At 47.4% G+C, this 26739-nt stretch carries 27 protein-coding genes; 13 read left to right on the top strand and 14 right to left on the bottom strand.

What is annotated here, in order from left to right; genetic code table 11:
• Positions 1 to 31 precede the first annotated feature (31 nt).
• Together EGC76_RS07680 and EGC76_RS07685 are read left to right on the top strand one after the other, a co-directional pair.
• Complete coding sequence (locus tag EGC76_RS07680) at positions 32 to 382, top strand: PadR family transcriptional regulator (protein WP_128352403.1); 351 nt, start codon at positions 32 to 34, stop codon at positions 380 to 382.
• Positions 382 to 1308: a hypothetical protein gene (locus EGC76_RS07685; protein ID WP_128352404.1), complete on the top strand. Its 927-nt coding sequence runs from the start codon at positions 382 to 384 to the stop codon at positions 1306 to 1308. The genes EGC76_RS07680 and EGC76_RS07685 overlap by 1 nt, the downstream gene beginning before the upstream one ends.
• Positions 1309 to 1328: 20 nt before the next feature.
• Here the strand turns inward: EGC76_RS07685 and EGC76_RS07690 are convergent, their stop codons facing one another.
• Positions 1329 to 2378 carry an isopenicillin N synthase family dioxygenase gene (locus EGC76_RS07690; protein WP_128352405.1) on the bottom strand — a complete coding sequence of 350 codons (1050 nt, stop codon included), beginning with the start codon at positions 2376 to 2378 and terminating at the stop codon, positions 1329 to 1331.
• Positions 2379 to 2521: 143 nt separating this feature from the next.
• Positions 2522 to 3607 carry a DUF2891 domain-containing protein gene (locus EGC76_RS07695; RefSeq protein ID WP_128352406.1) on the bottom strand — a complete coding sequence of 362 codons (1086 nt, stop codon included), beginning with the start codon at positions 3605 to 3607 and terminating at the stop codon, positions 2522 to 2524.
• A gap of 118 nt (positions 3608 to 3725) precedes the next feature.
• Here EGC76_RS07695 and EGC76_RS07700 point away from each other — a divergent pair, with 118 nt between their 5' ends.
• Entirely contained in the window at positions 3726 to 4757 is a 1032-nt protein-coding gene (locus tag EGC76_RS07700) for a branched-chain amino acid aminotransferase (protein ID WP_281277728.1), read from the top strand.
• Between the two features lie 25 nt (positions 4758 to 4782).
• On the opposite strand, the gene EGC76_RS07705 is transcribed toward EGC76_RS07700, so the two are convergent.
• A complete protein-coding gene (locus tag EGC76_RS07705; RefSeq protein WP_128352408.1) occupies positions 4783 to 6369 on the bottom strand; it encodes an ABC-F family ATPase in 1587 nt (528 codons plus the stop codon).
• A gap of 210 nt (positions 6370 to 6579) precedes the next feature.
• On the opposite strand from EGC76_RS07705, the gene EGC76_RS07710 reads away from it, so the two are divergent.
• Together EGC76_RS07710 and mscL are read left to right on the top strand one after the other, a co-directional pair.
• Positions 6580 to 7620 carry a bifunctional glycosyltransferase family 2/GtrA family protein gene (locus tag EGC76_RS07710; protein WP_128352409.1) on the top strand — a complete coding sequence of 347 codons (1041 nt, stop codon included), beginning with the start codon at positions 6580 to 6582 and terminating at the stop codon, positions 7618 to 7620.
• Between the two features lie 88 nt (positions 7621 to 7708).
• Positions 7709 to 8164 (top strand): large-conductance mechanosensitive channel protein MscL, encoded by a 456-nt coding sequence (gene mscL, locus EGC76_RS07715; protein ID WP_128352410.1) that lies wholly within the window; start codon positions 7709 to 7711, stop codon positions 8162 to 8164.
• On the opposite strand, the gene EGC76_RS07720 is transcribed toward mscL, so the two are convergent.
• Complete coding sequence (locus EGC76_RS07720) at positions 8161 to 9090, bottom strand: sodium-dependent bicarbonate transport family permease (protein ID WP_128352411.1); 930 nt, start codon at positions 9088 to 9090, stop codon at positions 8161 to 8163. The two genes, mscL and EGC76_RS07720, sit on opposite strands and share 4 nt — an antisense overlap.
• Before the next feature lie 118 nt (positions 9091 to 9208).
• Here EGC76_RS07720 and EGC76_RS07725 point away from each other — a divergent pair, with 118 nt between their 5' ends.
• Together EGC76_RS07725 and EGC76_RS07730 are read left to right on the top strand one after the other, a co-directional pair.
• Positions 9209 to 10108 carry a LysR family transcriptional regulator gene (locus EGC76_RS07725; protein WP_128352412.1) on the top strand — a complete coding sequence of 300 codons (900 nt, stop codon included), beginning with the start codon at positions 9209 to 9211 and terminating at the stop codon, positions 10106 to 10108.
• 30 nt (positions 10109 to 10138) lie between these two features.
• Complete coding sequence (locus EGC76_RS07730) at positions 10139 to 11275, top strand: DSD1 family PLP-dependent enzyme (RefSeq protein ID WP_128352413.1); 1137 nt, start codon at positions 10139 to 10141, stop codon at positions 11273 to 11275.
• Positions 11276 to 11282: 7 nt separating this feature from the next.
• On the opposite strand, the gene EGC76_RS07735 is transcribed toward EGC76_RS07730, so the two are convergent.
• A complete protein-coding gene (locus EGC76_RS07735; RefSeq protein ID WP_128352414.1) occupies positions 11283 to 11549 on the bottom strand; it encodes a TIGR03643 family protein in 267 nt (88 codons plus the stop codon).
• Positions 11550 to 11551: 2 nt separating this feature from the next.
• Positions 11552 to 12211 carry a cupin domain-containing protein gene (locus EGC76_RS07740; RefSeq protein WP_128352415.1) on the bottom strand — a complete coding sequence of 220 codons (660 nt, stop codon included), beginning with the start codon at positions 12209 to 12211 and terminating at the stop codon, positions 11552 to 11554.
• A 220-nt stretch (positions 12212 to 12431) separates the two neighbouring features.
• On the opposite strand from EGC76_RS07740, the gene EGC76_RS07745 reads away from it, so the two are divergent.
• Together EGC76_RS07745 and EGC76_RS07750 are read left to right on the top strand one after the other, a co-directional pair.
• Entirely contained in the window at positions 12432 to 12875 is a 444-nt protein-coding gene (locus EGC76_RS07745) for a hypothetical protein (protein ID WP_128352416.1), read from the top strand.
• A gap of 28 nt (positions 12876 to 12903) precedes the next feature.
• Positions 12904 to 13347 (top strand): YaiI/YqxD family protein, encoded by a 444-nt coding sequence (locus EGC76_RS07750; protein WP_128352417.1) that lies wholly within the window; start codon positions 12904 to 12906, stop codon positions 13345 to 13347.
• On the opposite strand, the gene EGC76_RS07755 is transcribed toward EGC76_RS07750, so the two are convergent.
• The 3 genes from EGC76_RS07755 to EGC76_RS07765 form a co-directional block, all read right to left on the bottom strand.
• Complete coding sequence (locus EGC76_RS07755) at positions 13344 to 14024, bottom strand: dUTP diphosphatase (RefSeq protein WP_128352418.1); 681 nt, start codon at positions 14022 to 14024, stop codon at positions 13344 to 13346. The genes EGC76_RS07750 and EGC76_RS07755 overlap by 4 nt on opposite strands.
• 76 nt (positions 14025 to 14100) lie before the next feature.
• Positions 14101 to 14736 (bottom strand): 4'-phosphopantetheinyl transferase family protein, encoded by a 636-nt coding sequence (locus EGC76_RS07760; RefSeq protein WP_128352419.1) that lies wholly within the window; start codon positions 14734 to 14736, stop codon positions 14101 to 14103.
• A 13-nt stretch (positions 14737 to 14749) separates the two neighbouring features.
• The gene (locus EGC76_RS07765) at positions 14750 to 15382 is read right to left on the bottom strand and encodes a peroxiredoxin (protein WP_128352420.1); all 633 of its coding nucleotides are present in this window, start codon (positions 15380 to 15382) and stop codon (positions 14750 to 14752) included.
• Between the two features lie 172 nt (positions 15383 to 15554).
• Between EGC76_RS07765 and EGC76_RS07770 the strand changes: the two genes are divergently transcribed.
• Positions 15555 to 16304, top strand: a complete 750-nt coding sequence (locus EGC76_RS07770; RefSeq protein WP_246013936.1) for a sulfite exporter TauE/SafE family protein — start codon at positions 15555 to 15557, stop codon at positions 16302 to 16304.
• On the opposite strand, the gene EGC76_RS07775 is transcribed toward EGC76_RS07770, so the two are convergent.
• From EGC76_RS07775 to EGC76_RS07790, 4 genes are read right to left on the bottom strand one after another with little or no spacing between them, the layout of a single operon-like run.
• Positions 16285 to 17226, bottom strand: coding sequence for a YeiH family protein (locus tag EGC76_RS07775; RefSeq protein ID WP_128352421.1), 942 nt, complete (start codon positions 17224 to 17226; stop codon positions 16285 to 16287). The genes EGC76_RS07770 and EGC76_RS07775 overlap by 20 nt on opposite strands.
• Before the next feature lie 30 nt (positions 17227 to 17256).
• Complete coding sequence (locus tag EGC76_RS07780; protein ID WP_128352422.1) at positions 17257 to 18129, bottom strand: MBL fold metallo-hydrolase; 873 nt, start codon at positions 18127 to 18129, stop codon at positions 17257 to 17259.
• An 8-nt stretch (positions 18130 to 18137) separates the two neighbouring features.
• Positions 18138 to 18665, bottom strand: coding sequence for a response regulator transcription factor (locus tag EGC76_RS07785; protein WP_128352423.1), 528 nt, complete (start codon positions 18663 to 18665; stop codon positions 18138 to 18140).
• On the bottom strand, positions 18658 to 19677 hold the full coding sequence (locus EGC76_RS07790) for a sensor histidine kinase (RefSeq protein ID WP_128352424.1): 1020 nt from the start codon (positions 19675 to 19677) through the stop codon (positions 18658 to 18660). Before EGC76_RS07790 ends, EGC76_RS07785 begins: the two co-directional genes overlap by 8 nt.
• 136 nt (positions 19678 to 19813) lie before the next feature.
• On the opposite strand from EGC76_RS07790, the gene EGC76_RS07795 reads away from it, so the two are divergent.
• Together EGC76_RS07795 and EGC76_RS07800 are read left to right on the top strand one after the other, a co-directional pair.
• Positions 19814 to 21394, top strand: a complete 1581-nt coding sequence (locus tag EGC76_RS07795) for a TonB-dependent receptor domain-containing protein (RefSeq protein ID WP_164876817.1) — start codon at positions 19814 to 19816, stop codon at positions 21392 to 21394.
• 54 nt (positions 21395 to 21448) lie between these two features.
• Positions 21449 to 22171 (top strand): YebC/PmpR family DNA-binding transcriptional regulator, encoded by a 723-nt coding sequence (locus tag EGC76_RS07800; protein ID WP_128352426.1) that lies wholly within the window; start codon positions 21449 to 21451, stop codon positions 22169 to 22171.
• A 128-nt stretch (positions 22172 to 22299) separates the two neighbouring features.
• On the opposite strand, the gene EGC76_RS07805 is transcribed toward EGC76_RS07800, so the two are convergent.
• Positions 22300 to 24444, bottom strand: coding sequence for a S9 family peptidase (locus EGC76_RS07805; protein WP_128352427.1), 2145 nt, complete (start codon positions 24442 to 24444; stop codon positions 22300 to 22302).
• 247 nt (positions 24445 to 24691) lie between these two features.
• On the opposite strand from EGC76_RS07805, the gene EGC76_RS07810 reads away from it, so the two are divergent.
• Entirely contained in the window at positions 24692 to 26728 is a 2037-nt protein-coding gene (locus EGC76_RS07810) for a tetratricopeptide repeat-containing diguanylate cyclase (RefSeq protein WP_128352428.1), read from the top strand.
• Positions 26729 to 26739 lie beyond the last annotated feature (11 nt).

A 26739-nucleotide genomic window follows, 5' to 3' on the forward strand; every position in this document is an offset into this window, starting at 1 on the left:
ATGCGGTACACAGTACTTATTAGGATTCCACATGACAACAGCACAACTGGATAAACTGAAGCTTGAACTTAGGCGTGGCGTGTTAGTTTTGGCGGTACTCGCATCGTTAAAAACACCGCACTACGGCTACTCATTACGCAAGCAACTGCATGAAGCAGGTGTCGACATTGACGAAGGCACACTGTACCCACTTATTCGCAGACTGGCTGATCAAGGCTTACTTGATAGTGAATGGCAACAAGGTGAAGGCCGCGAACGCCGCTACTATCATTTGTCGGAACTTGGCGCTGAATTACTTGAGCAACTCATTCAAGAATGGCAGACATTAAATGGTGCTGTTACCCCTTTGCTAACCGGTAACAACGATAAGGAGAATAACTAATGGATATGGTAGAACGCTATATAGCAGCAGTACAGCGCGAGCTTCCTGAAGATAAACGCGATGATATCGGCCGCGAATTAAAGGCCAATATCCTTGATCAAATAGAGGCTCTCGAAGCGCAACAGGGTCAGTTCAATGATAGTGATGTGTCCAGTTTGCTCATTTCCATGGGGCACCCGCGAGACGTTGCTATAACGTATTACCCACCCAAGCCACTTATTGCTTCTTCATTAATGCGACTCTACGCAAGCACCTTATATATGGTGCTTGGCGTACTCTTTGTTATCTCAGTCATAGAAGTAACCAGCACCTGGTTGGGTGGTAGCAGCATGGGCATAATTCGCTTTGTTTTCGCCATTGCCAGCGACTTCATCAATAGCGCCTTTTTCGCATTCAGTGCAATCACAATTTCCTTTGCAGTAATGTCTCGCAGTCAAACCAACGAAAATAAACCTCGCACTTGCCGTTGGAGTCCAGAGAAACTGCCGACTGCCAGCAAAAGTTGGCAACATATCGGCTTAGACAACATTTTCACTGACTTAGCCACCCTGCTTTTTTTGATTCTACTCATATGGTATCCCCTGTGGCGAAACGATAGTAATTCGTTATTCTCTACCGAGGCCCTGCAAATTTTACGTTGGTTCACTCCGGTGATTGGTGTGGCGGTAGTTCACAGCCTATGGCAACTTCGTGTGCGACTGTGGAGCGCTAGCATGTTATGGCTGAATATAGGTGTGAACACTGCTTTTTTAGTGGTTTCACTTATTTTGATGCAGACTCAAGTGCTCCAGATTGAGACTCTGCCAACTCTCGACGATTGGGGAATAAACGTTGCCCAGTATGGCATTAACACAATTTTGATTGCAGTTGCGGTTATTTCTTCGTACGAAGTTATACGTGATGCGCGCCGAATTCGGCGCTTGTGAAAGTCATCTGAGCACGCAAGCTAAGCGCGGCAGTCGCCACAAATATCGGTTGTTGCCGCGTAAGCGAAGCTTTTTGCCAACAGGTGCCGCACTGATTCATCGCAGTAATGCTTGCGGGTTACATGCATGTGTGAGCGCAAGCGTCCTTTCAAAACGTTATTGCCAACATCTGTCAGCAAAGGATTATTTGGATCGGTTGTTGGCCCTGAAGCTTTTGCTTTTAGTTCGGGTGGCAAAGCCAGCACCGGTATTGTAGCTGACAATTGTGCGGCCATAAAAAACGCTATCGAATACCGTTCAACGCCGTGTATGGGGCTCTCAACTTTATGATTTGTCGCTTTCAATAAGCCATTAGAAGCGAGCTCTAAGAGCTCACCAATATTAACAACCAGCGCACCAGGAATGGGCGCGACGTCAATCCATTCATTACCACGTTCAACTTTAAGACCACTTTGTGAGTCTTGCATAACGAGCGTGAGGTATCCGGGGTCTTTATGCGCGCCTACACCTTGCTGCTGTGACTCCTGCGCAGGATAACGAATCAGCTTAGCGTGTGTATAGGGTTGTCCACCAATAGTATGGTCGAGTGCATTGCGATCTACGCCTAACGACTCACAGAGTTTCTGCAGTAAATTAACTGTTATGCCGCTTAACTTACGTTGCAGTGTCGTTAATTCAGGCTTGAGCTTCGGCATGGTGGTAGGCCATAAGTTCGGCCCAATGAGCTTTTGCCAAGGGTACTGCAACTGTTGCTCAGGCAGTGCCTGTTCTTCATTCATCCAATCAAATTGCTCACGGGCATCAAGACGACCTGCGGTCATTTCGTTGCCCATGGCGTTATAGCCACGAAAATGGGGCGACTGAATCATATCAACCGTTTGTTTTTCTTCCGCCGAGAGCTGAAAGAACGCACGACTCAACGCAAGGTACTCTTGTTGAGCGTCACGCGTTATGCCGTGATCAACAAGGTAGAAAAATCCGACTTCGCTGGCAGCGTGGCGCAATTTATTCAAGCCATCGTCGGAATCGAGCGATGCCATAGAAATAATCGGTAATGTCGCAGCGTTCATAAGCGCCTCCTATTAGCGTAGTGGCGCTCAATATATGACACTAGCTATAATTTATGAACGAACGAATCCGTCTATGTTAGATTGTTTCGCTATAGCCAGAGGCTTTTAGTATTCTGGGGCTGGCGTTTTCTCGCGTGCGCAGGCTAGTCCTGCGCTTTATTCAAGGCCTGAATTGCGAAGCTTCCTAACCAATGCCCGCCTTCGTAGCTGTCACCAATCAAGTTCGGGTACGAATACGCCATGTGCGCGTCTGCCACAGCACTCAAATGTGCATATTGTGGGAATTCGTTTGCTAAGGCATAAAGGTTCCAGGCACGGCTGAAATTTAAACCGTCCAAGTGCACCAGTTTACCGTCGCTGCGGTCACTTACTTTACCCACTTCTAAGCTGTAATTTTTGTCAGCCAATTGCGGCATAAATACGTTTAACCATGTCAAAAACTCTTGCTTGGACAACACCCGTTGCATCAAGCCTATCTCCTCAAGACACGGTGAAATAAAATCATAACCACTCGGCTCCCAGCTGATTGGGCAGTCTTTATCAGCAATAAAGTAGTGTTTGGCACGCTGTTCAATCAACATCTGCAGTTCGCTCAGCTCATGATTGACGGCGTAGTCATAAGCGAAACTTAAGCCAAAAGCGGTATTGGTGTGCTCACCCACGCGCACTGGGTAGAGTAATTGTGGCAAGAATTTGAGATAACGATCAATAATAACGTCCGTCAACGGCTGTAAATTAGCAGCCAATTCTTGTCCAAGCGGGTCTTCCCATGCGTTCAACTCGTCCGACAGCTTTAACAGCCACGCCCAGCCATAAGTACGCTCGAACGTTTTATTAATCTCCTTGCTAAAGAATGCTGCTTCGCGCAGACCATTCTCTTGTGTGATATTACGTTTTAACACGTCTCGCGCCTGTTCGGCGTTTGCCATATCCGGAAATTGTCGTAACAACGTTACCAACGACCAGTAACCATGGGCTGCGCTGTGCCAGTCAAAGCACCCATAAAATATCGGATGATGTTCCGAAGGCTCCTGCAAATCTTCAGCACTGCCAAGCACAATACCGGTTTTATACGGGTAAGGCGTTTCAACACAGTGTAGGGGTAGCGCCACTAACTTATCTGCTTCGCTTAGCGTTAACTTGTGCTCCGAGTTATTGCTGGCGAACGCTTGGCCAGAAAACCCAAATGCTAGAAATAATGCACTGCTGATAAGGTAGCTTTTGTTCATCTTATTTCCTTTCTGAAAGTTGAGTTAATTCTGAGGATATGCGCTACAGCTTAAAACAAATGACCGGCCATTGTTGACATTAATTTTGCGGTTCGGCTGCCTGCCCAGTAAACTCAATATACAACCAACAAAAAAACAACTGAGTGAAGTTATGGCTGCTTTTGGTAGTGTATTTATGCCTGAAATGGCGCTGAGCACCTTCAATGGTGAGCACTGGAGCGCAGCGCAAAACGTGGCGGCAGATAAAATTAGCCTGCACCCGGGCGCCCATGTACTGCATTATGCCAGCACCTGTTTTGAGGGGCTGAAAGCGTTTCGGCATGAAGACGGGTCGATTAATATTTTTCGAATGGATGCGAATATTAAGCGCTTAGCTCAAAGTACCCGCTTACTGACGTTGCCTAAGTTTTCTCCGGAGTTAATTGAAGAAATGATTGTTGGCATCGTCAAACGTTTTGCCACTGAAGTGCCAGCGCCTCCGGGCTCTATGTACATTCGCCCCACCCATATCGGAACTGAGCCAACTATAGGCAAAGCGGCAGCACCAAGCGCAACATCAATGCTCTATGTACTTCTTTCACCAGTCGGTGACTACTTTAGCGGCGGTGCGAAACCACTGCGTTTATTACTGGAAGAAGACGGCATGCGCTGTGCGCCGCATATGGGCATGGTCAAAAGTGGCGGCAATTACGCCAGCGCCTTACAACCCATTCTACAAGCGAAGCAGGCGGTAAATGCCGACCAGGTTCTGTTTTGTCCAAATGGTGATGTGCAAGAAACGGGAGCTGCGAACTTCCTTTTAATCGATGGCAATGAAATTATTACCAAAGACCTGGATACTAGCTTTTTACACGGCATTACGCGCGACTCATTGTTAACGCTGGCGCGCAATATGGGCATGCAAATAAGTGAACGAAAGCTTAGCGTGGATGAGCTGCTAGAGCGCGCCAGCAAGCCGCATACCGAAGCATCATTGTCAGGTACCGCAGCGGTGATGACGCCGATTGGCACCTTAATCCACAACGGCAAAGAGTATACCGTGGGCAATGGTGGTGCGAAAACGCCAACAATTGATAAGCTTCGCAGCGCGTTAAACGCGCTGCAATGGGGGAAAGCGCCCGACCCTTACGGCTGGCTAACCCGCGTTTAGCTGCCGGGCTTGCGGTAGTGGCTTGTTAGAGTTGCTGCCGCAGGTAATCATCATAAGTGCCTGAGAAATCACGCATGCCCTGATCAGTTAGCTCAATAATGCGCGACGCCAGCGATGACACAAATTCGCGGTCATGGCTAACAAACAACAAGGTGCCTTCGTAATGCTCAAGCGCCAAATTTAGGGCTTCGATGGATTCCATATCCAAGTGGTTGGTTGGTTCATCCATAATCAAGATGTTTGGCCGTTGCATGATCAATTTGCCAAATATCATGCGGCCTTTTTCACCACCCGAAAGAATGGTGACCGGCTTTTTAATGTCGTCTTGCGAAAACAGCATACGCCCCAGCACACCGCGTATAGCCTGCTCGTCATGATGCGGTTGTTTCCATTGGCTCATCCAATCAAATACGCTGATTTTATCTTTAAACCAGTCTGCGTGGTCTTGTGCATAGTAACCAATACTGACGTTTTCAGACCATTTGATAAGCCCACTTTCTGGCGTGTGTTGGCCGACTAAGCATTTCAGCAAGGTGGTTTTACCGATACCGTTGGCGCCCAAAATAGCGACTTTTTCGCCGACTTCAATCATTGTGCTCAGGTTTTTTAGCACCTTCAAATCATCAAAAGACTTATTCAAGCCTTCTATTTCTAGCGCCAGCCGGTAGAGCTTCTTCTCTTGCTCAAATCGAATGAAGGGGCTGACGCGGCTCGAGGCCTTTACCTCAGCGAGCTGAATTTTTTCAATTTGCTTAGCCCGCGAAGTTGCTTGTTTTGCTTTTGAGGCATTCGCAGAGAAACGACTCACAAACTGTTGCAGTTCGGCAATTTTCTCTTTCTTTTTCGTATTTTCATTCAATAGCTGCTCGCGTGCTTGAGTAGCTGCAAACATGTATTGATCGTAATTACCTGGGTACACGCGCAATTCGCCATAGTCGATATCCGCCATATGCGTACACACACTATTTAAGAAGTGACGGTCGTGCGAAATAATGATCATGGTGGCTTGACGTTCGTTGAGCACATTTTCAAGCCAACGAATGGTGTTGATGTCCAAGTTGTTGGTGGGTTCGTCAAGCAGCATGATGTCCGGTTCAGAAAACAGTACCTGCGCCAGCAATACCCGAAGCTTAAGACCTGGTGCAATATCACTCATTAATCCAAAGTGCGCTTCCAGCGGTATACCAACGCCAAGCAATAATTCGCCCGCGCGCGACTCAGACGTGTAACCGTCCATTTCTGCAAACGCTACTTCAAGGTCCGCAACACGCATGCCGTCGTCTTCACTCATTTCGGCCATACCATAAATGCGGTCACGCTCCGCCTTGACCTTCCACAGTTCTTCGTGGCCCATGATGACGGTGTCAATTACACTGTATTGCTCATAAGCGAACTGGTCTTGGCGTAATTTACCGACGCGCATATTCGGCTCAACCGAAACGTTGCCGGCTGATGGCTCAAGCTCACCACTAAGAATGCGCATAAACGTAGATTTGCCGCAGCCATTTGCGCCAATCAAGCCGTATCGATTGCCTTCGCCAAACTTAACAGAGATATTTTCAAAAAGAGGTTTTGCACCAAATTGCATGGTGATATTTGCAGCAGAAATCACGTTGTACACCCGAACAAAAAATAGGCGCGTAATCTACGTGTTTTAGCGGCAAATTACAAAGGAAGTTTACGGTGTTGTGGCTAGTCGATGCTTATACTTCTTACTAGCCTTGATTTCCTTGTGTTTTTACCTTTTGCCACATAGTCTTAACGTCAGGCGCTTTAAAGGATATAACACCCATGCCCGAACACAAAATTTAACGAGGACGATTTGAACCCTAGCCTTCCTGTTATTGTAATACCAGCCTTTAACCCTGATCAGCGGTTGCTGAATGTGGTTGCTGACTTACAAAATCATCGAGAACTGTTTGAAGCGATTGTGATTGTGAATGATGGTAGCGAGAGCACCGAGATATTCACTGCCATCCCACCAGCGGAAAACCTGCATGTGCTGAGCCATGATGATAACTGTGGTAAAGGTGCAGCATTAAAAACAGCTTTTCGTTGGGTTCGTACGCACAAGCAAAGCGCACAGGGCGTAGTCACCGCGGATGCCGATGGCCAGCACTTACCAGAAGACATTGTGAAGGTTTTACAAGCCTTTAAACAACAGCCTCAAGCTCTCTGGCTAGGCAGCCGTAATTTCAAAGAAAAAGGCATCCCGTTTCGATCAAGGCTTGGCAATACCTTCGCTCGTTATACCTTTCAGCTCGGATTACGGATAAAGGTACCGGATACCCAAACTGGGCTTCGTGGCATTCCCAATGGTTTACTCGATGACCTTATCAACACACCCAGCAACCACTATGAATTTGAGTTGGACATGTTGATTCTGGCTAAGCGTCAAGGCCTTCAGCTCTGCAGCACCGAGATTACCACTGTGTATGAACAAGACAACGCCAGTAGCCATTTTAAACCGCTGCAAGACTCCATAATTATTTATAAAAATTTCCTTAAGTTCTCTGGCGTCGGTATTGCGTCGGCTGGCATCGACTACGGCCTGTTTGCCCTGATTTATGGCTTAACCGGAGAGATTTTAGTCGCTATCGCGGCCGCCCGTTTGGTCTCAGGTATCTTTAATTTCACATTAAATCGTCAATGGGTGTTCGGTCGCGGCAGTTCGCTAACCCGTGATGCGACAAAATATACGCTGCTTGCGGTGATCTTGGTGGGCCTCAACTATGTCTTTACCAAGGGGCTTTTATGGGTCGGTGTTACGCCCTTTATTGGCAAGCCTCTAGCAGAAGTTATTGTGTTCCTGCTGAGCTATCGCTTTCAAAAGAAACTTGTTTTTGGCAATAGCACGCACTAAAACGCATTACCTTTTCTTAGCGTTTTGTTCTATAAATAATTCATTGTTCGCTTACAGTGTGTAAGCGACTTCATGCGAGATGACAATTATGTTGAATGAATTCAAAAAGTTTGCCATGAAAGGCAACGTTGTCGATATGGCGGTAGGTATTATTATCGGGGGTGCCTTTAGCACCATCGTAAAAAGCTTTGTCGCCGACATTATCATGCCACCTATTGGCCTCATGCTCGGCGGTGTCGACTTCACCGATATGTTTATAGTATTACGCGAAGGTGTTGAGACCGCTGGCCCCTACGTTGCGCTCGCTGACGCTCAAGCTGCAGGGGCTGTCACCATCAACTACGGTGTGTTCATTACCAACACCATCAGCTTTATTATTGTAGCCTTTGCCGTGTTTTGGCTCATTAAAGGCATGAACAGCTTACGCACGAAAGAAGAGCCCGCGCCAGTCACCACTAAAAACTGCGAATTTTGCTGCTCTTCAATTCCGTTGGCCGCGAAGCGCTGCCCTGCTTGTACCTCCGAATTGCCGACCCAAAACTAAAGCTGTGTAGCCAGAAACGGGATATAAACAATCACGTTCAACGGAAACGTAACCCCCAGAGATGCCAACATTGCTTTACTGATGTTGGCATCCGGGATTGCTGCACGGATGGCCGCGGGCGCGGCAATATACGAAGCGCTTGCCGTTAGTGCTGCCAAGATCAACACGCTGCCTGGCTGTAAACCCAAATAACTACCAAGTAACAGCCCCGGCCACACTAATGCAAGTGGCGCTAGCGCAGCAAACACAACCAAACGCCAATGCTCAAGCGGTAAAGGCCGGCAGATTCGGGCGGTCGTTAGTCCCATTTCGAGCAGGAATAACGCCAACAAGACTTTGAACCCATCAACGACCAACGGTGATATTGCACTGAGCCCACTTGGGCCATACAGCCACCCCAGGGCTACCCCACCCATCAACAAAATCACGCCACGACTGGTAAATGCTTCGTGCCATATGGCCAGCATATTCGTATTTTTACCCTCTTCTCCCAGCTTCCAATGATACAGCGCTAGCATCACAATAATTGCCGGTAACTCGAGTATCACCAGATACAGTGTGGTATCAGCCGATATTGGTAAGTTAAAACTTTCAGCTAAGGCCCAAGCGACCGCGAAGGTTCCCGCACTTACTGAACCATAGTGAGCGGCGATACTAATCGCATCAACGTGGGCGAGACGCACCCATTTTTTCAGTACGGGCAACAGGATAATTGGAATCACTAGGCCAAGCAGCATGATGGCAGCTAAGTGCGACCAAACAATTGTCTGCTGTTCGCTGTGTAGCGCTAAACCACCTTTGATACCAATACTCAGCATCAATAATATTGAAAGAATTTCATAAATCTGACCCGGCACTTTCAAGTCTGACTTGACGACGCCCGCGATAAGACCAAGGATAAAAAATGCAATGACAATATCTGGCATAAAAAGTCCTGTTGTTTAAATTGCGCGCCAGTATGCAAAAATATGTGTATTATTAAAAATAAATAAAACAGTTGTTATGCATAGATAATCATCTATACATTAATTTTAAGGTTATGCCATGGATATTCGCCATCTCAATTTCCGATTGCTGGAAGTATTCACGCAGGTTGTTGAACAGCAAAGTATCTCCGGTGCTGCGCGGCAACTATATCTAACTCAACCTACGGTTTCATCTCAGATCCGCCGCTTAGAAGAGGTTTTTGACAGTAAGTTACTGCTGCAACAGGGTCGACGCATGGTGCCAACAGCTGCGGGTCAAGAGCTTTACAAAGCCGCCGGAGACTCCATTCGTCGATTAAGAGATTGTGGTGAAAAATTGTCAGCCATAAAGGGCGGAATCGCTGGTCAGTTGAATATTGCACTGGTGAACACCGCACAATATGTTCTTCCCCAGTTGGTTGCTCAATTTAACCGTCATTACCCAGATATTCAGGTAGAACTGAGTATTGGCAATCGCGAGTCGACATTGCAGCGATACTTTTCAAATAAAGATGATATTTATTTGTTTAGTCACCCGCCAACGGATGAAAATGCCGAAGCTTATGCCTTTATGCAAAATCAGTTGGTGCTGATTGCGCCGCCAACACATTGGGCAGCAAAACAGAAAGACCTTGATTTTCATGCCTTACACAATGAGCGATTTTTAATTCGAGAAAGTGGCTCAGCAACGCGTATGGTTTTCGACACATGGCTTGCAGGCCAAGGAATTCAACTCAGCCATCGTACACAAATTGAAAGCAACGAGGCCATTCGTTTAAGCGTTGCCTCAGGCAGCGGCTTAGCGGTTCTCTCCCAACATATCGTTGAGCATGGTAGCGACCCGGTTGCTACGCTTAATGTGAAAGGTTTTCCACTTCCCGGACAGTGGTATATTGTGAGCCGTCGTGACAGCATGCGGCAGCAAATTATTGACCATTTTCGTGATATTGCACTCGCAAACGTAAATTCGCCGCGTTAAGTTATTCATTGAACCGTCGAGGAGTTCTACATGCCGGTAAATCAAAATGAGTTAAGTACCCAGCAAACCCCGTTCTTGCTCATTGACCATGCGCGGTTTATGCGTAACCTTACTTACCTTCAGCAGCGAATTTCGGAACGTGGCTGTGCTCTGCGGCCTCACCTCAAAACATTACGTTCCGTTGACGCTGCTCATGACATGCTGCCCAATATGAATTCGCCGGCCACTGTATCAACGTTGGCGGAAGCTGAGGCATTTGCCGATGCGGGCTATACCGATCTGCTCTATGCCGTTGGTATAACAAGCAACAAATTGGAACGAGCGGCCGCATTAATAAAACGGGGCATTAATTTTCATATTTTGCTCGACAGCCTCGAGCAAGCGCAAGCCGTTACCCAATTCGGGCAGAAGCATGATGTTGTGTTTTCCGTATTTATAGAAATTGATAGTGATGGTCATCGGGCTGGTCTTGCACCCAATAACCCCCTGGTTGTTGAAATAGCTAAACATGTTCATGCCAATGGTGCGCAATTAACCGGTGTTATGACGCACGCTGGCGGCTCATACTCTTCAGATTCTGTTGATGAAATTCGAGCGGCGGCCGCACAAGAATGCGAAGCGGCTCGTAATGCTGCCGAGGCAATTCGTGCAGCAGGAGTTCCTTGCCCAATTGTCAGCGTCGGCTCGACACCCACTGCACATTTTGCTGAAGACTTTACCGGCATCAGTGAAGTTCGAGCTGGTGTTTATACCACGTTCGACTTGGTTATGCTGAACCTTGGCGTTTGTAGCCTTGATGACATTGCCATGTCAGTGGTAACCACCGTGATTGGTCATAATAAAGAGAAAAACTGGGTGTTGATAGATGCTGGCTGGATGGCGTTATCGCGCGATCGTGGCACTGCAAGCCAGCGCATTGATTATGGATATGGTTTAGTTTGTAAGGATTCTGGCGCCCCCTATGAAGGGGTTTGTGTCACATCGGTCAATCAAGAACATGGCGTCATTGCATTGCCGGCAACACACACCGTTAATGAGTTTCCTATCGGCGCACAGCTGCGGATACTTCCCAATCATGCGTGTGCAACGGCAGCCATGCATCAACACTATATGGTGTTAAAGAATACCGATGAGCTCGAAGTTTGGCCCCGTATATTGGGCTGGTAAAACAACGTTAGCGTTTGTATTGCGTTGGGCAATACGCGCGTGAAACAGCCGGGTTCCTTAATTGTTCATGTTTGGTCGCCCGGCCTTGCACGCGTTTACGCCAAAGCTTAAATGAGTTGTGCTTTAATTGCTGACGCATCAGTTGAATAACTTGCGATTCATTGAGCTGATACAAGCGCTCTATTGCTTCGAATGCGGTGCGATCTTCCCAAGCCATCTCAATAACACGAGAAATATCAGTCTCGGTCAGGTTTTCAAACGCAGATCGCTTCATAACTAGCTCTCTGCGACGAGTAGATGGCCAGTTTTCACGTAGATAATGGTTTCTTTTTCTACGAATGGTGTATGCGCGCTATTGTGTGGACTACGTATCCATGTGCCTGCCGGATAGCGGCCGTGTTCATCCATAAACTCACCACTAAGTACGAGTATTTCTTCGCCACCAAAATGACGATGCGATTTAAATACCTCGCCTGCAGGCCATTTCACTAACGCACAGTGCTCTGTCTCGAAGCTGTGTAAGGGCATGACTTGCAGCCCCCCTTGGCCCTGCAGCCACGGGCTGGTGTTGGTGTTAATTCGCACCGTGGCGTCATCAGAACTGGAAAACTGGTGCAACTTCACAAATAACGTGCAGCCTTCATCGCTAAATGGCGCGTGTTGTGAACCTGGTGGATTTCGAATATAGGTGCCAGCCGGATAGTCTCCCTTCTCGTCGGAGAACACCCCCTCAAGTACAAAGATTTCTTCGCCCAACGGATGCTGATGCGTCGCGAATTTGGCACCGGGTGCATAACGGACAATGCTGGATGCACGCCCACGTTCTGCATCTTCTCGTTCCAAGGGTTTACGCTCAACCCCTTCAGCAGGGCTTGGCTGCCAATCAGCTTCGGCGCTGCGCACAACAACTTTTTTTGAGAAATCCATATTAATCATGGCGATACTTATTCCAGTTCAATTCGGCTTATTGACTACACATTAATACTAATAAAGGCAGTTTACAGATCGCTACGACGAAAATTTGGCGGTAGCAACAATGATAGGGCACAATGATTATCTTTGTAATGTTAAAGCACATGTAAAGCACCTTACATAAAGTCATTTTGTAAACTAATTTATAGTTGTGAATAATCGATTCACGATGGAGAAATATTTTATGAAAACTTTAAATCTAGCTGGTTTACTTATGTGTTGCGCATTGGCTTTGCCGGCAGTCGCACAACAAACTCAGTCAACTAAACAAGAACAGGCGACCGAGCAAGCAAAAGAGCGATCAAAAATGATGACCGAAGCCGAGCGTGAAGCACGCATGGCTGAAATGGAAGCGGCACGCGAGCAGCGTAAAGCAGAGATGGAAATGCGCATGAATGAGCGCAAAGAAACGCAAGAATACAATTCTGAAATGGGTAGAAATGAGCGTAAAAGCTTGGAGCAAATTCATAAAGAAGAGCAAAAAGCGCTGCAACAAAAGCATAAGGAAGAGTGGCTGATGATGCGCGAAATGCACAAGCAAGAACGTGAAGCCCAAAAAGAAATGGAAAAAGCGGAAAAAGAGCAACGTAAAAACTCAAAAGACCGTAAGAAAGATAACGGTAACTAATATTAACCTGCATGCGGTTTCGCTAAAGATGAAAATATATGTGGATGCGGATGCATGCCCAACAGTTATTAAAGACATTCTGTACCGTGCGGCTGAGCGAAAGCAGCTTGAGCTGATACTTATCGCCAACCAGCCGCTACGGGTTCCGCCTTCACGGTTTATTTCGGCTCGCACAGTCAGCAGCGGGTTTGACGTTGCCGATGATGAGATTGTGCGTTTGTTAGAAGCTGGTGATTTAGTGATTACAGCCGACATACCGCTTGCTGCAGAAATTATTGAAAAAGGTGGGCAGGTATTAAGCCCACGAGGTGAACTATTCACCAAAGAAAATATCCGTGGGCGGTTAAATATTCGCGACTTTATGGACACCATGCGCGCCAGCGGCGTGCAAAGCGGCGGCCCGCCCCCGTTAAATCAGCGTGACCGCATGCAGTTTGCCAATCATTTAGACCGAATTTTGGCGCGCGCTTAAGCTACGTTCGCGTCATAGTGGCTCAGCAACAGTTGCTGCGCTTGCGCCAGTGGTTGCTCAGCGTTAATAATCTCGGTCTCATGGCTTGCTAATAAGTCCATCATCACTTCGTTATCTTCGCGGCCCTGCCACATTTTCACGTAAGTGCCCTGCTTATAACCGCGCTGTTGGCGCAGATTATTCAACGCGTTTTTACCAATGTAGGTTAAATAAACCGTATTGGCATCGCCGTAAGCATCCACTAAAGCAGAAAACAATTTATCGAAAAAAGCCGCGCCACACTGCAACGGCTTCTCGCTCGTACCGTCTTGTGCCAGTGCAACGATCAATTCTTTTCCGTCTGCAATAGGTGCTTTGCCGGTTGCGCCGGCTAGCACTAATGCCGCAACCTCTTCAGCTGCCTGGTCATGATTTAAGCCGCGTGCACATGCATTCTCAACTGCATCCGAAATTGCAAAGTGCAGAATATCAATCAGCTCCATGTTGGCTTGCGCCCAGTCGGCAGATTGTTTTTTCCACCACTTGTAGGCGGTGTGTTCAAAGTATTCGCCTAACTCGACCAAAATCGCTTTCACGTCATCACGCTTCACTTGCGGGTTTTCGGGATAGGCAGGATCGATTACTTGATTGAAGGCAATTTGCATTTCAATCAATTGTTTTGCTTGTTCTGGGGTCATGGTTTGCTCATTTTCTGAGTGTTCATTGGTCTGAATAGAGACAAGATTACCATCGCCATGGTATCGGTTAAAGCGCCTATTTTAATTCAGCGAAAACCAGTCCTTCGGCGGTGGCTGTTACTTCACGAAGTAACGCATCCGGCTTAGCGTCTTCGGTATAACAGCACAACATATAACCGTTGCTAAACGCATGCTCAGCACGCTGTTGATAGTCATCTACTGGGCGCTTTAACGTGCTCAGTAACAATCCCTGCTCGGCTTTCGTGACCGCTTCTGCGAGCGTCCATCGCTGATAAAACAGCTGCCAGTCTGAGCCATCCAGATTCGAAAAAAAGCCGTCTTGGTATTGTTCCACCAACTCGACCAAGCGCCGCCGCGGCTTCACAACTTCAATATCAACACCGACAACATATTCTGGGCTTGCGGCGACCAGAACACCGCCCTTGGTATGGCTAATCGAGCATTGCCACTGTTGCCCGCCGACGCTCAGCAGTGGCGCGCCATTGTCTTGACGCGAAATAGCGACCGCACCGGCTGCGCAATGCCATTGCTGACAGACCAGCCAACGTAAAAAGCCACGCCCAGCAAGAAATTGCTGTTGGCGTGGCTGTTGTCGATAAAGCAGCGCAGCTTCTTGTTCAGCCGAAGTTACCCACGCATCAAGTGCGGGCAATACGGTATTAAAGTCTGTCGAAAAGGCTGTCGCTATCATTCATCTTAAGCTGTTATTTGTTTACGCTAGTGTAACGCAAATAAGGCTTAACTGTTTTAAATCCTTGCGGGAATTTCTTCTCAGCTTCTTCCATAGAAACGCTTGGTGGAATAATCACATCACCACCAACCTGCCAGTCCGCCGGGCATGCCACGCCGAATTGATCACCGGTTTGTAACGCATCGATAACACGTAGAATCTCGGTGAAGTTACGGCCAACACTCATTGGGTAGGTCATGGTTAAGCGAATTTTGTGGTTCGGGTCAATGATAAACACTGAGCGAACTGCAGCCGTTTCGCTCTCACCTGGGTGAATCATGTCGTACAAAGCAGCAACCTTGCGGTCTTTATCCGCAACAATTGGAAACTCAAGGTTGGTATTTTGAGTTTCATTGACGTCTTTGATCCAGCCGTTGTGCTCTTCAACGGTGTCTGTTGATAGCCCTAATGGCTTCACGCCACGCTTCTCAAATTCGCCGGCTAGCTGCGCAGTGCGACCCATTTCAGTGGTGCACACAGGTGTATAGTCGGCCGGGTGGCTGAAGAAAAACACCCAAGAACCTTTCGACCAAGCGTGAAAATCAATTTCACCTTGGGTGGTATCAATTTTAAAGTTTGGTGCCATATCGCCAATACGTAGTCCCATGTTCATATCCTCACTTTGGGTTAAAACTTATTTGTATTTCGTATTTAACTAAATTAATTGCTATGCTGGTATTTATCAAGTTATGACAAGCGATAGCGGTAATCGTTTATTTCAATGATAGTTCATTCACTGCTAGGTGCTTATACTCAGCTACAAATCAGAGGTGAATAGTGTGATTCAGGCAATTCTTGGTGCTGTGCTTATCGGCTTAAGTTTAGGTATTTTTGGCTCTGGCGGGTCTATTTTAACCGTTCCTGTTTTACTCTATTTAGCTGACATGCCTGCCAACTTAGCTATCGCGTCGTCTTTGGTTATTGTGGCCTTTATCAGTTTATTCGGCGGCCTGCTGAGTGCCCGTAAAAAGCTTGTTTCGTGGCCACATGTTTGGCTGTTTGGTATTCCCGGTATGGTCGGTGCATACGCGGGCGCTTGGGGTGGTACTGCTGTTGACCCGCGCATTCAACTGCTGGTGTTTGTGGTACTCATGGCAATTGCGGCAGTCATGATGTGGCGTGGGCGTAGCAACATTGAAACCCCAAAAGACGTGAAGGTGGTACGGGTTATTCTTGATGGCCTTATTGTCGGCGCGATTACTGGATTTGTTGGTGTCGGTGGTGGTTTTCTAATTGTTCCCGCTTTAGTGTTATTGGGTGGGGTACCCATGATACTGGCGATTGGCACCAGCTTAATGATTATCGCATTGAAGTCCTTTGTGGGATTCGCAAAATACTACAGTGCGTTAACTGCGCAAGGTTTTGAATTTGACTGGACAGTCATCGCGATAATTACCGTGGCCGGAATAGTGGGCAGTTATGCAGGTGCGTGGATTGGCGCCAGACTGCCGCGCCAAAAGTTGCAAAAAGCCTTCGCTGTATTCTTGCTGATTATGGCTGTGGTTGTGCTTAGCCAGTCCGTATTGTAAGCCAAGCCAACGAAAGCGTTGCAATGAGTAGCCACAACACAACAGCCAGCAAAAGCGGTCTTGGTCCAGCTGCTTTTAACCGGGCGACCGTAATGCTGGCGCCAACCAAATAAAGGCAAAATACCAAAAGGCTTTTGCCTGCGCCGAACGTCACGCTGTAAAGCTCATGAAACTGAGGCCATGCTGAACTAACCAGCATGGCAACCACATAACCTATAATAAATAACGGTATTTTCACCCGAGTTTGCGTTTCGGTGTGGCTAAAACGTTGGTAGACCAATGCCGATAGCAGCGCCAGCGGCACAATCCAAAGCGCGCGCGCTAGCTTCAATGTTGTTGCGGTTTGCAGCGCCTCGTCGCTGTAGGCCTGCGCAGCACCAACCACCGACGACGTGTCATGGATTGCGATAGCCGCCCAGGCGCCAAATGTTTGGTCCTCCAATGCCAAGGCACGGCCAATCAGTGGAAAAATGAGTAACGCCACAGCATTTAAAGTAAAAACGCTCGCTAACGCTAAGGCTATTTGATCATTACGCGCGTGAACTGCAGGGGCAACCGCGGCAATTGCACTGCCGCCGCATATCGCTGTACCTGAACCGAGTAAATGGCTGGTGATACTATCAACTTTCAGCAGCCGGCCAAGTAACAACGCCGCGCATAGCGTTACAACAATACTGGTTACCATGAGGCCGAAATAGTCACTCGTAACTTGCCACGCAACATTTATCTGAACGCCGAAACCTAGCGCGACAATGGCTAGTGCAAGTAGCTTTTTAACCCAAACACTCGGCTGAATAGACTGCGGCACCCAGCCCAAGCTTGCCATTAGAAATCCAAGTAAAAGCGCTATCGGCGCACTTATCCATGGAGAAAGCGTGATTGCGCCGATTATCCAAAACACTACCGGTCCAACTTTTATCAAAATGCACTCGTGTGGTTTATTGCGACCAAGTTAAAGTTGATCGATAGGTAATTTTAAATACACCTTACCGTTTTCGTCGGCTGGCGGCATGTGTCCAGCACGAATGTTCACCTGTATCGACGGCAAAATTAACCGCGGCATTTCAAGGCCCGCATCGCGCTCTTCGCGCATCTTAACAAATTCCGCCTCACTTACGCCATCATGTACATGCTTACTGTGTTTGCGCTGCGCTCCCACTGTCGTTTTATACTCATGCCCACGCCCAGCTGGCGGATAATCATGACAAATATATATTTCGGTAGCTTCTGGCAGCGCTAATATCTTCTTAATCGATTGGAACAACGTAGCTGCACTTCCCCCCGGGAAGTCACACCGCGCTGTGCCAACATCCGGCATAAACAAGGTATCGCCAACGAATATCATTTGCTCGTTAACGATGTAACACAAGTCAGCCGGCGTATGGCCTGGCGTGTGCAATACGCGAAAATTCATGGCGCCGACATTAAAGGTTTCGCCATCTTTAAACAGGTGGTCGAATTGATGGCCGTTCGGTAGAAACTCTTTTTCAAGATCAAATACGTCTTTAAAGATTTTTTGCACGTCTTTGATGTGTTCACCAATGCCGATATGCCCACCAACTTGTTCTTTTACAAACGGAGCCGCTGAGAGGTGATCTGCATGAGCATGCGTTTCAAGCACCCATGCAACATGTAAACCTTCGGAATTAACGAAATCAACTATCCGTTGAGCTCCTTTAGTATTTGTGCGCCCTGATTTGTAATCAAAATCTAAAACAGGGTCGATAACCACGGCCTGTTTCTCGTCTTGGTGGTACAACACATAGCTAAACGTTTCACTGTCCTCGTCAAGAAATGCTTTTACTTTCACTGCGTTATCTATCATCAATGCTCCTAATTCTTGATTGGGGAATATTTACTCAATTTGCGTTGAAGAGTGCGACGGTGCATTCCCAAAGCTCGTGCTGTCGCGGATATATTGCCTTGATGTTCGTGCATCACGCGTTGGATGTGCTCCCATTCCAACTGAGCGGGTGTCATTGGCTGCGCACTGGGTAGTGGCATCAATTCTGATTCGGGTGTTAAACAATTCAGCAACACGGCAGTTTGTATTGGTTTTGCCAGATAATCCGTGGCACCCGCTTTGATAGCGGCTACCGACGTTGCGATGCTGGCGTAACCCGTCAGGACAACAAGGTTTTCTGGCTTGAACCGGCGCTGCAAGGGCTCGATGAGTTCTAATCCATTGGTTTCACCAAATTTTAAGTCGAGCAGTATATGCTCCACATTGGGGAGATTAACCTGGTCAAGTTCAGTTTTCGTTGCTGCCGTGCGGACTTTATAGCCAGCCCGCTCAAGACGGCTTGTAAGTGCCTGCAATAAATTAATGTCATCGTCAATGATCAGAACCGTTTCAACCATGAATCACCTCAATTGGCATGCGTATTTCGGTGACCGTATAACCTTGCTCAGCACGCCAAGTCACAATGCCACCAAAACGCTCAAACGTTGCATAACTCAACAAAGCACCTGCACCCACACCGCGGCTGCTCGGCAGCAATTCACGGCCTAATCCTTGCTTACGAAAAGCATCAAGCGGCTCACCCTGATTGCGAATCGTCATGCGCCAGCTCTGTTCAGAAACTTCAGTTCGCACTTCGATTTTCGAATCTACCGGTGCAGCATCGGCAGCATTATGAAGTAAACTCAAAATAGCCGGAATTAGTGTTCGGTCAGCTCGAACAACGCAACCCGGTTGTTCATCATCGCGCCACATAACCCGAATATCTGGGCGCACTATTAAGAGCGCGTCTTTGACCTGTTGCACCAATTCATTTACTTGAAGCTCCAGTATCCGATTGGTTCTGACATCTTCCGCAACTTGCCGCCAGTCTAGCAAGAGATTGTGAATACGCCGTATCTGCTGCTCAGCACGTTGTAAATCTTCGTCATTCGGATAGCGTTGGCGCACGTCTTCGAGCATAAATTGAATGGTCTGAATCGGCGTAGCAACTTCGTGACTGAACTGTGCCGCTGCGGTGCCGATAGTTACGAGCTGTTCATCTCGATGCTGACGCTGGTGCAGCGCGCGAATCGCTTGCTGCTGGCGAACTATACGAATTCGCAACAGATGTAACGTAATTCCTAGCAACAGCGCGGCGAATACTTGCCCATATACCATCGCCCTATAGTGGGTATCCATTTGATGATGAGTAGGTAGTGGTGCTTGCAACTGCAGCAACTGCCCCAGCACCCCTACCACAATGACCAACCATGCCAATCGAAATGGTAGCAGGAGCATAGCAGCTGCCATAGGTACCAGTATCAGCACGGCATAGGGGTTCGTTGCTGCACCGTTTAGCCAGATAAAACTATTGGCAATAACGGTAATCAGCAATAGCACCAGTGCTGTCAAAATATCCCGTATGGTCACGTGTTTTAGCTCCTTTCGAAGTACCTCTTAAGTATGCATGAGTTTGACCAGAATTCCAGCTGCGACACTTTGCCACATCCCTTTTGAAATCAAGCCGTTGATAATGCGCTCATCTGCTTACTACTGGAGTAAAATCATGCTGGCAATGTATTCAATGGCGCTATTAATAAGTCAATCTCAACCCCCTCAATTGGAATTGGAACGTATCGTCGTTACCGGCGCACGTCCTTTAAGCACTATAGAGGTGGTGAAAGATCCCAAAGCGCCGCAGCAACCTTTACCCGCTCACGACGGGGCTGATGAAGCTATTAATAGTGCCTACCAGCGCTGGGGCATTGACACGCAAATGGGTTGGACACCCGATGATGATACCGTGGTATTGCTAACCGTCGGGCAAAGCGGTGCAGAAGCTGCTTATGCCGATCGGATGATGGATGGCGCGTTGTTTGACCGCACCAGCGCAAGCCTGCGTTGGCGGGAAAGCTATCTGACTGATTGGTTGGCCGAATTAGACACGCAAGTCTATTTTGGTTACGTCGACCATGTCATGGACAATTACAGTCTGCGCGAATTTACCCCATCGATGCAGATGCCAAACCCTGCGGTAAAAAATCCTGACCGCTATAGCCGCGGTGGTCGCATCGTTGCAACACTCGACACAAAGCTTTGGTCGAAATTTCAACTTGGCTTAGACCACCAATACCACAGTCACCGCGAACGGGTCAGCATGAATCAGTTCGTGATGCCTTACCAAGCGAAAGCACGCATTGCTGATGCTACCATTGAACAAACGGGTGTATTTGTTGAAACCAACTTTGCGCTTACGAATAACAGTGCGTTACTAAGTGGCATGCGTGTTGATTTTTGGCAGGCGCTTGATCAACGGCAGCAGCTTGGCAGTATGGCAATGTCCCAACCAAATCCAACAGCAGATGAATCCCGTAGCGATGAATTGACCAGCGGCTTCTTGCGTTTTGAACGCACTGAAGGCGCACATCAGTTTTACGTTGGTTTGGGTCGCGGCGAACGTTTCCCAGATTTTTGGGAACTCATCGGCAATCAAAACCAAAGTGAAACGACCATTAGTGCGTTTAATATAGCTCCGGAGCTTACCCACCAATTGGATATAGGACACCACGTGCGTAGCAATAACCTCGAGGTATTGATAAACGCTTTTTACAATCGTGTGGATAATTTTATTCTGATTGAAAGTGGCCAGATGATGAATCCAAATACCGTGCGTTCTATTAAAGCCGAGAGTTGGGGCGGCGAAGCAGCCATTAGCTATAGACCAAGCCCAAACTGGTTGGTTGATGCCAGTGTGGCCTATACCCACGGTAGCAACTTAACCGATCGACGCGCTCTGGCGCAGCAGCCTCCGCTTGAACTAAAGCTGGGCGCAGAATATAAAATTCACGATTGGACCCTTGCCGGGCTTTGGCGCGTTGTTGATAACCAGCACCGAGTGGCTATTGGGCAAGGCAACATTGCTGGGAGTGACTTCAAAGAAACCAGTGGATTTAGCACACTGGCAGTGAATGGTCATCGGCGCATTGACCGTAATTGGCGCCTAAGCATTGGCGTGGATAACTTAATGGACAAGCGCTACGCAGAGCATTTAAGTACAGCTGGTGCTGCGGTTTCTGGGTTTGAACAAACCACACAGGTCAACGAACCTGGCCGTACTTTCTGGTTTAAGCTGGATTATCACCTGTAACTGGGTATAAAATTGCCACCTTTGTCATTAACCAGCAACAAACGAGAGCAATTTATGGGTCGCGCGTATCAAAACCGAAAAGAGTCGATAGCAAAAACCGCTGCTGCAAAAAGCAAGGTCTATAGCAAGTACGGCCGCCAGATTTACGTGGTCGCCAAACAAGGCGGTGTCGACCCAGACGCGAACTTGCAACTGCGCAGTCTGATTGATAATGCGAAAAAAGACCAAGTACCCGCCCATGTTATCGATAAAGCACTTGATAAAGCGAAGGGTGGAGCGGGTGAAGATTACTCACCAGCAATGTACGAAGGTTTTGGCCCAGGCAATTGCATGGTGATGGTTGATGCTTTAACTGACAACCCAAACCGCACCATTGGTGAAGTTCGTAATTGCTTCACCAAAACCAAATGCAAGCTTGGCGCGCCCGGCAGTGTTTCGCACATGTTTGATCATTGCGCAATATTGCGCTTTGTCGGCGACGACGAAGAGGCCGTTTTAGAAGCCCTGATGATGGCTGATGTGGATGTTACCGACATGGAAGCCGACGACGGATTCATAACGGTATTTGCACCGCATACAGAGTCACACAAGGCTAAACAAGCGTTGCAAGACGCCTTCGAGGGCCTGGAGTTTGAAGTTGATGAGGTTCAGTACCTACCGCAAATGATGACAACGCTAAGCAGCGAAGAAGACATTGCCCAAATGGAAAAGCTTCTGGAAATGCTTAATGATTGTGATGATGTACAAAATATCTATCACAGCGCTGAGTGGGAATAACGAAAAGCGTTGTTCGTTGTTCGTTGTTCGTTGTTCGTTGTTCGTTGTTCGTCCGCTTCGCTATTCGAATAGTGCGAAGCACGTACGAACAGCGAACAAAGTGAGCGGACGAACGACGAATAACGCTCTTAGTCTTGAACTAGGTCCAGGATAAACGCGTATTCTTCCGCAATTTCTTTCATGCGTGCGAAGCGGCCGCTGCTGCCACCGTGACCTGCGGTCATAATAGTCTTGTACATTAATGGGTTTGCATCCGTTTTATGGGTACGTAATTTTGCCACCCACTTTGCCGGCTCAAAATATTGAACTTGTGAGTCATGCAAACCCGTTGTAACCAACATAGCTGGGTAATCCTGCTTTTTCACTTGATCATAAGGTGAATAAGACAGCATGTAGTCATAGTACGGTTGATTTTTGGGGTTGCCCCACTCGTCAAACTCATTGGTCGTTAACGGGATACTTTCATCCAACATGGTGGTCACAACATCGACAAAAGGCACATGCGCGACTAATCCACGATAATGTTCCGGAGCCATATTGGCCACAGCCCCCATCAACAATCCACCAGCGCTACCGCCCATACCAAACACTTTGTCCGGGTGTGCATATTTTTCTGCAACCAAGTGTTCGGTTACGTCAATATAGTCGGTAAACGTATTAATTTTTTTGAGTAACTTTCCATCTTCATACCACTGACGGCCCATTTCCTGTCCACCACGAATGTGTGCAATGGCATACACGAAACCGCGGTCAACTAAGCTGAAAATGGTTGAGCGAAAATACGGATCAGAGCTTGAGCCATACGACCCATACGCATATTGATAAAGCGGTGCTGAACCGTCTTGCTTAAAGCCTTTTTTGTACAGCAACGACACTGGTATTTTTGTGCCATCGTTCGCGGTAGCCCATGTACGAGCAGTTTCATAAAGGCTGGCATCAAAGTTCGGAACCTCTGTTTGCTTCAACAACTCTTGCTCACCCGTCGCCATATTATAGGCATAGACAGTGGATGGTGTGGTTAGCGAACTATAGGTATAGCGCAATACATCGGTATTTTGCTGAACGTTACGCTCAAATACGGTGACATAAGCTTCTTCATCAGATGCGATAAACTGAGCTTGATCGGCGTTCTCCCACGGCACTATACGAATTCGACGCAAACCGTCGCTACGCTCGTTAATTGCAAGGTAGTTCGTGAACACCGTGAAGTCTTGAATAAACACGTCGTTACGATGTTCAATCAGTGGCGTCCACTTTGACTTGTCACCAATGTCACTGTGGGCAACAGTCATAATTTGGAAATTAGGCGCATTTAAATCGGTACGAATTATCCAACGATCATCAAGATGGTCAGCGCTGTATTGAAAATCACGTTCACGCGGTGCCAAAACCTGGAACTCACCGTCAGGTGAATCCGCATCCAATACATGCACTTCGGTTGATACCGTTTGGTCGAGGTTGATTTGGATGTACTCGCCGTCTGTAGTGTTGTTTACCCACATATAAAACGTATTATCGGTTTCTTCGTAAACAAGTTCGGCGCTTTCGGCTGGCTCACCTATGCGGTATTTCATAACGCGCGTTGAAAGCAGTGTTTGCGGGTCGTTTTCAATCACAAACACGGTTTTATTATCTTTTGCCCACGCAATTGCTGGCGACAAACCCGTTAATGTTTGTGCGTAATCTTCACCGGTTTCCAAATTGCGAATACGCAATTCATATTGACGCCGCCCGGTATTGTCGACCATATAGGCCATTAAGTTTTGATTCGGGCTAACCTCTAAATTGCCCACGTTCATGTAACTCTGACCTTCAGCCAATACGTTCACGTCAAGCATCAACTGATCATTGCCATCTTTGTCGGTACGCACATGAATGGGGTACTCTTTACCTGCTTCATATTTTACCGAATAAAGATAATCACCTTTCTGGTAAGGCACTGAGCTGTCGTCCTGTTTAATGCGTCCAATAATTTCCTGCTCAACTTGCGCGGTTAGTTCGGCATAATCTGCTCTGTAACTATCGTAATAAGCATTCTCTGCTTCTAAATATGCGAGCATTTCAGGATCAGTGCGCGAGTCATCACGTAACCAGTAGTATGGGTCTTGTCGGTTGCCGTGCGGCGATTCGACGACATAGGGCCGTTGCTCAGCGACAGGTGGATTGCTTGCAGCGGTTTGCCCGTTTTGCGCTGGAGTTATTGGCCCACAAGCAGTTAACCATAAAGCCGTTAACGCTAAGCCACTTAGTTGAAAGCGATTTTTAAATGCCATGTTCGAGTTCCCAAATTGGTGGAAATTTAACTATACGATGCATCAAATTTTAAGCAAAAAATCTATGTTACAAGTTGTTACACTTACATCTTAAATGAGTTATCATCGAGATAACTACACATTAGGTTAACATTTCGTCATACGAACGTTCATAGCGCGCAACTTAACGCAATTCGGAATACATGTCCGACCAGTTATGTCAAAGTGATGAAGTCTTAAATTAAGTTAGCATATTCTGGGAGGGCGGATGCCGAAGATTACGTTTCTAATTGCGCTCGTACTGAGTGTTTTTTTCGTCAGTGCACACGCACAAGAAACGACAGCGCCAGCTGTTGATCAAAGCATCGAAGGTAGCCTTGATGATGTGCTGAACGCCGCCAATACTGAAACTTCAATGCAGCAACTGCAAGACATTTACGCATCACTGACGCCAGACACGCCAGTGATGAGCCGCGTGCGAACGCTAAGCTATATTGCCCTTGATCACGCCTACCTTGGCAATTACGAAGATGCACAACAGACCATTGCTGAAGTTCGGATGATAGCCAATCAAAGTCGGTTGGCTGATGCAAAAGCGGAAGTAGAAGCTACCGCGCTTTTAATTTCTGCGATGCAAGGCAAAATATCGCAGGCAATGGCGAACTTAAACGATGCCCTCATACCGTTAGAACAGGCCCAATTGCCCCGCGTTAAGTACTATGTGCACAATTTAGCTGCTTATTTATATGGGCAACGTAGTCAGTTTGATCGCTCGCTCGAGCACTTGATTTATGCCGCCGATGCGGTGGCAGAAACGAATGATGGCCGTACGTTGATTCGGCTGCTGTCAACCAAAACGCAAATTGCCAATTTATACGGGCGCCAAAAAAATTACGATTTAGCTATAGAGCAACTCGACGATGCGCAACGCATTGCTGAAGAAAATGGCTTGCTAGAAGACTTTCAGCAAGATTTTATGTTTGAGCGCGCCTACATTGAAAGCCAACGCAATAATTACGATGCCGCTTTGGGGCTTTATCAACGCCTGCGCAACATGCTGAAAGATAACCCAGATGAAATTACGAGCTACCTAACTGTATTGAACAACATGGGTGATGTGGATATTCGCATTGGCCGGTATGAAGATGCCCGTACTGTACTCAATGAGGCCTACAATATTGCCCAGCTCAACCAGCAGCAATTTAATCCAGAAATCATTTTATTTAATCTTGGCTATGTTGATGTGTTTTTAGGTGATGTCGAAAACGGTTTGATCGCGATGCGCAAAGTCATAGATGACGCGCGAGAGACTTGGTCACCAGCGGAACTCGAACAGTTATTAGGCGAATACGCCGAAGCGTTGATACACTTGCAACGCAACGACGAAGCTATTCAGGTGCTACTCGAACAGCGTGATTTACGCGATGAAGCCTATAAAGGCGACCAGCAAAAGAGCATTGCTGAACTGCAGAATTTATATGACAGCAAAGACAAAGCCATGCAAATTGAACTGCTGTCGCAAAAGAACGAACTAAATCAGCAGCTGATCGAAAATGAAAGTCAAAAGCGCACTATTTTGCTGCTGTTTGTCATCGTTGCAGTGTTTGCGATGGTCTTGGTGGCATTGCTCTATCGCGCTGCACGTCGCAGCAATCTTGAGCTGAAAGTAGCCAATAGCAAGTTGGCTGAGCAGTCAATGCGTGACCCGTTAACCGGCCTATTAAACCGCCGCGCGCTGCAGGACAAGCTGAAAAGCCCACATCCCGCCAGCCAAGACGCCATGCTGTTGTTAGATATCGACCATTTCAAACGGATTAATGACAATTTAGGACACGCCGTTGGGGATGATGTACTGGTTGAAGTTTCGAAGCGTTTATTGCAAGTTTCGCGGGAGTCCGATTTGGTTGTGCGCTGGGGTGGCGAAGAATTTTTGATTTACATCAGTAACACCGAAAAAGCGAAACTACCGATCATGGCCAAACGCATGCTTGATGTGATTGGCGCAACGCCAATCAAAGGTGGCGACCGAGAAATATCAGTCACCGCAACCGCTGGATTCATTAGCTACCCGTTTGCTGATTTGCATGAAAATCAAATGGACTGGGAAGAGACTCTGCAGCTCGCTGACATGGTTCTTTATGCAGGTAAAGTTCACGGCCGAAACCAGGCTTGGGGTGTAATGGCACTTAATAAACCGTTTGCGGAAGTACAAACCTTACTCGAAACTGACTTACCTGGTGCAATTGAACAAGACGCCATTTCGGTCGAAATCATTCACGGCCCCGAGCAGCAAAAACACAAATAAAAAATCCCGAT

The organism is Pseudidiomarina gelatinasegens, from assembly GCF_004025325.1.
In the GTDB taxonomy this organism is placed as follows: domain Bacteria; phylum Pseudomonadota; class Gammaproteobacteria; order Enterobacterales; family Alteromonadaceae; genus Pseudidiomarina; species Pseudidiomarina gelatinasegens.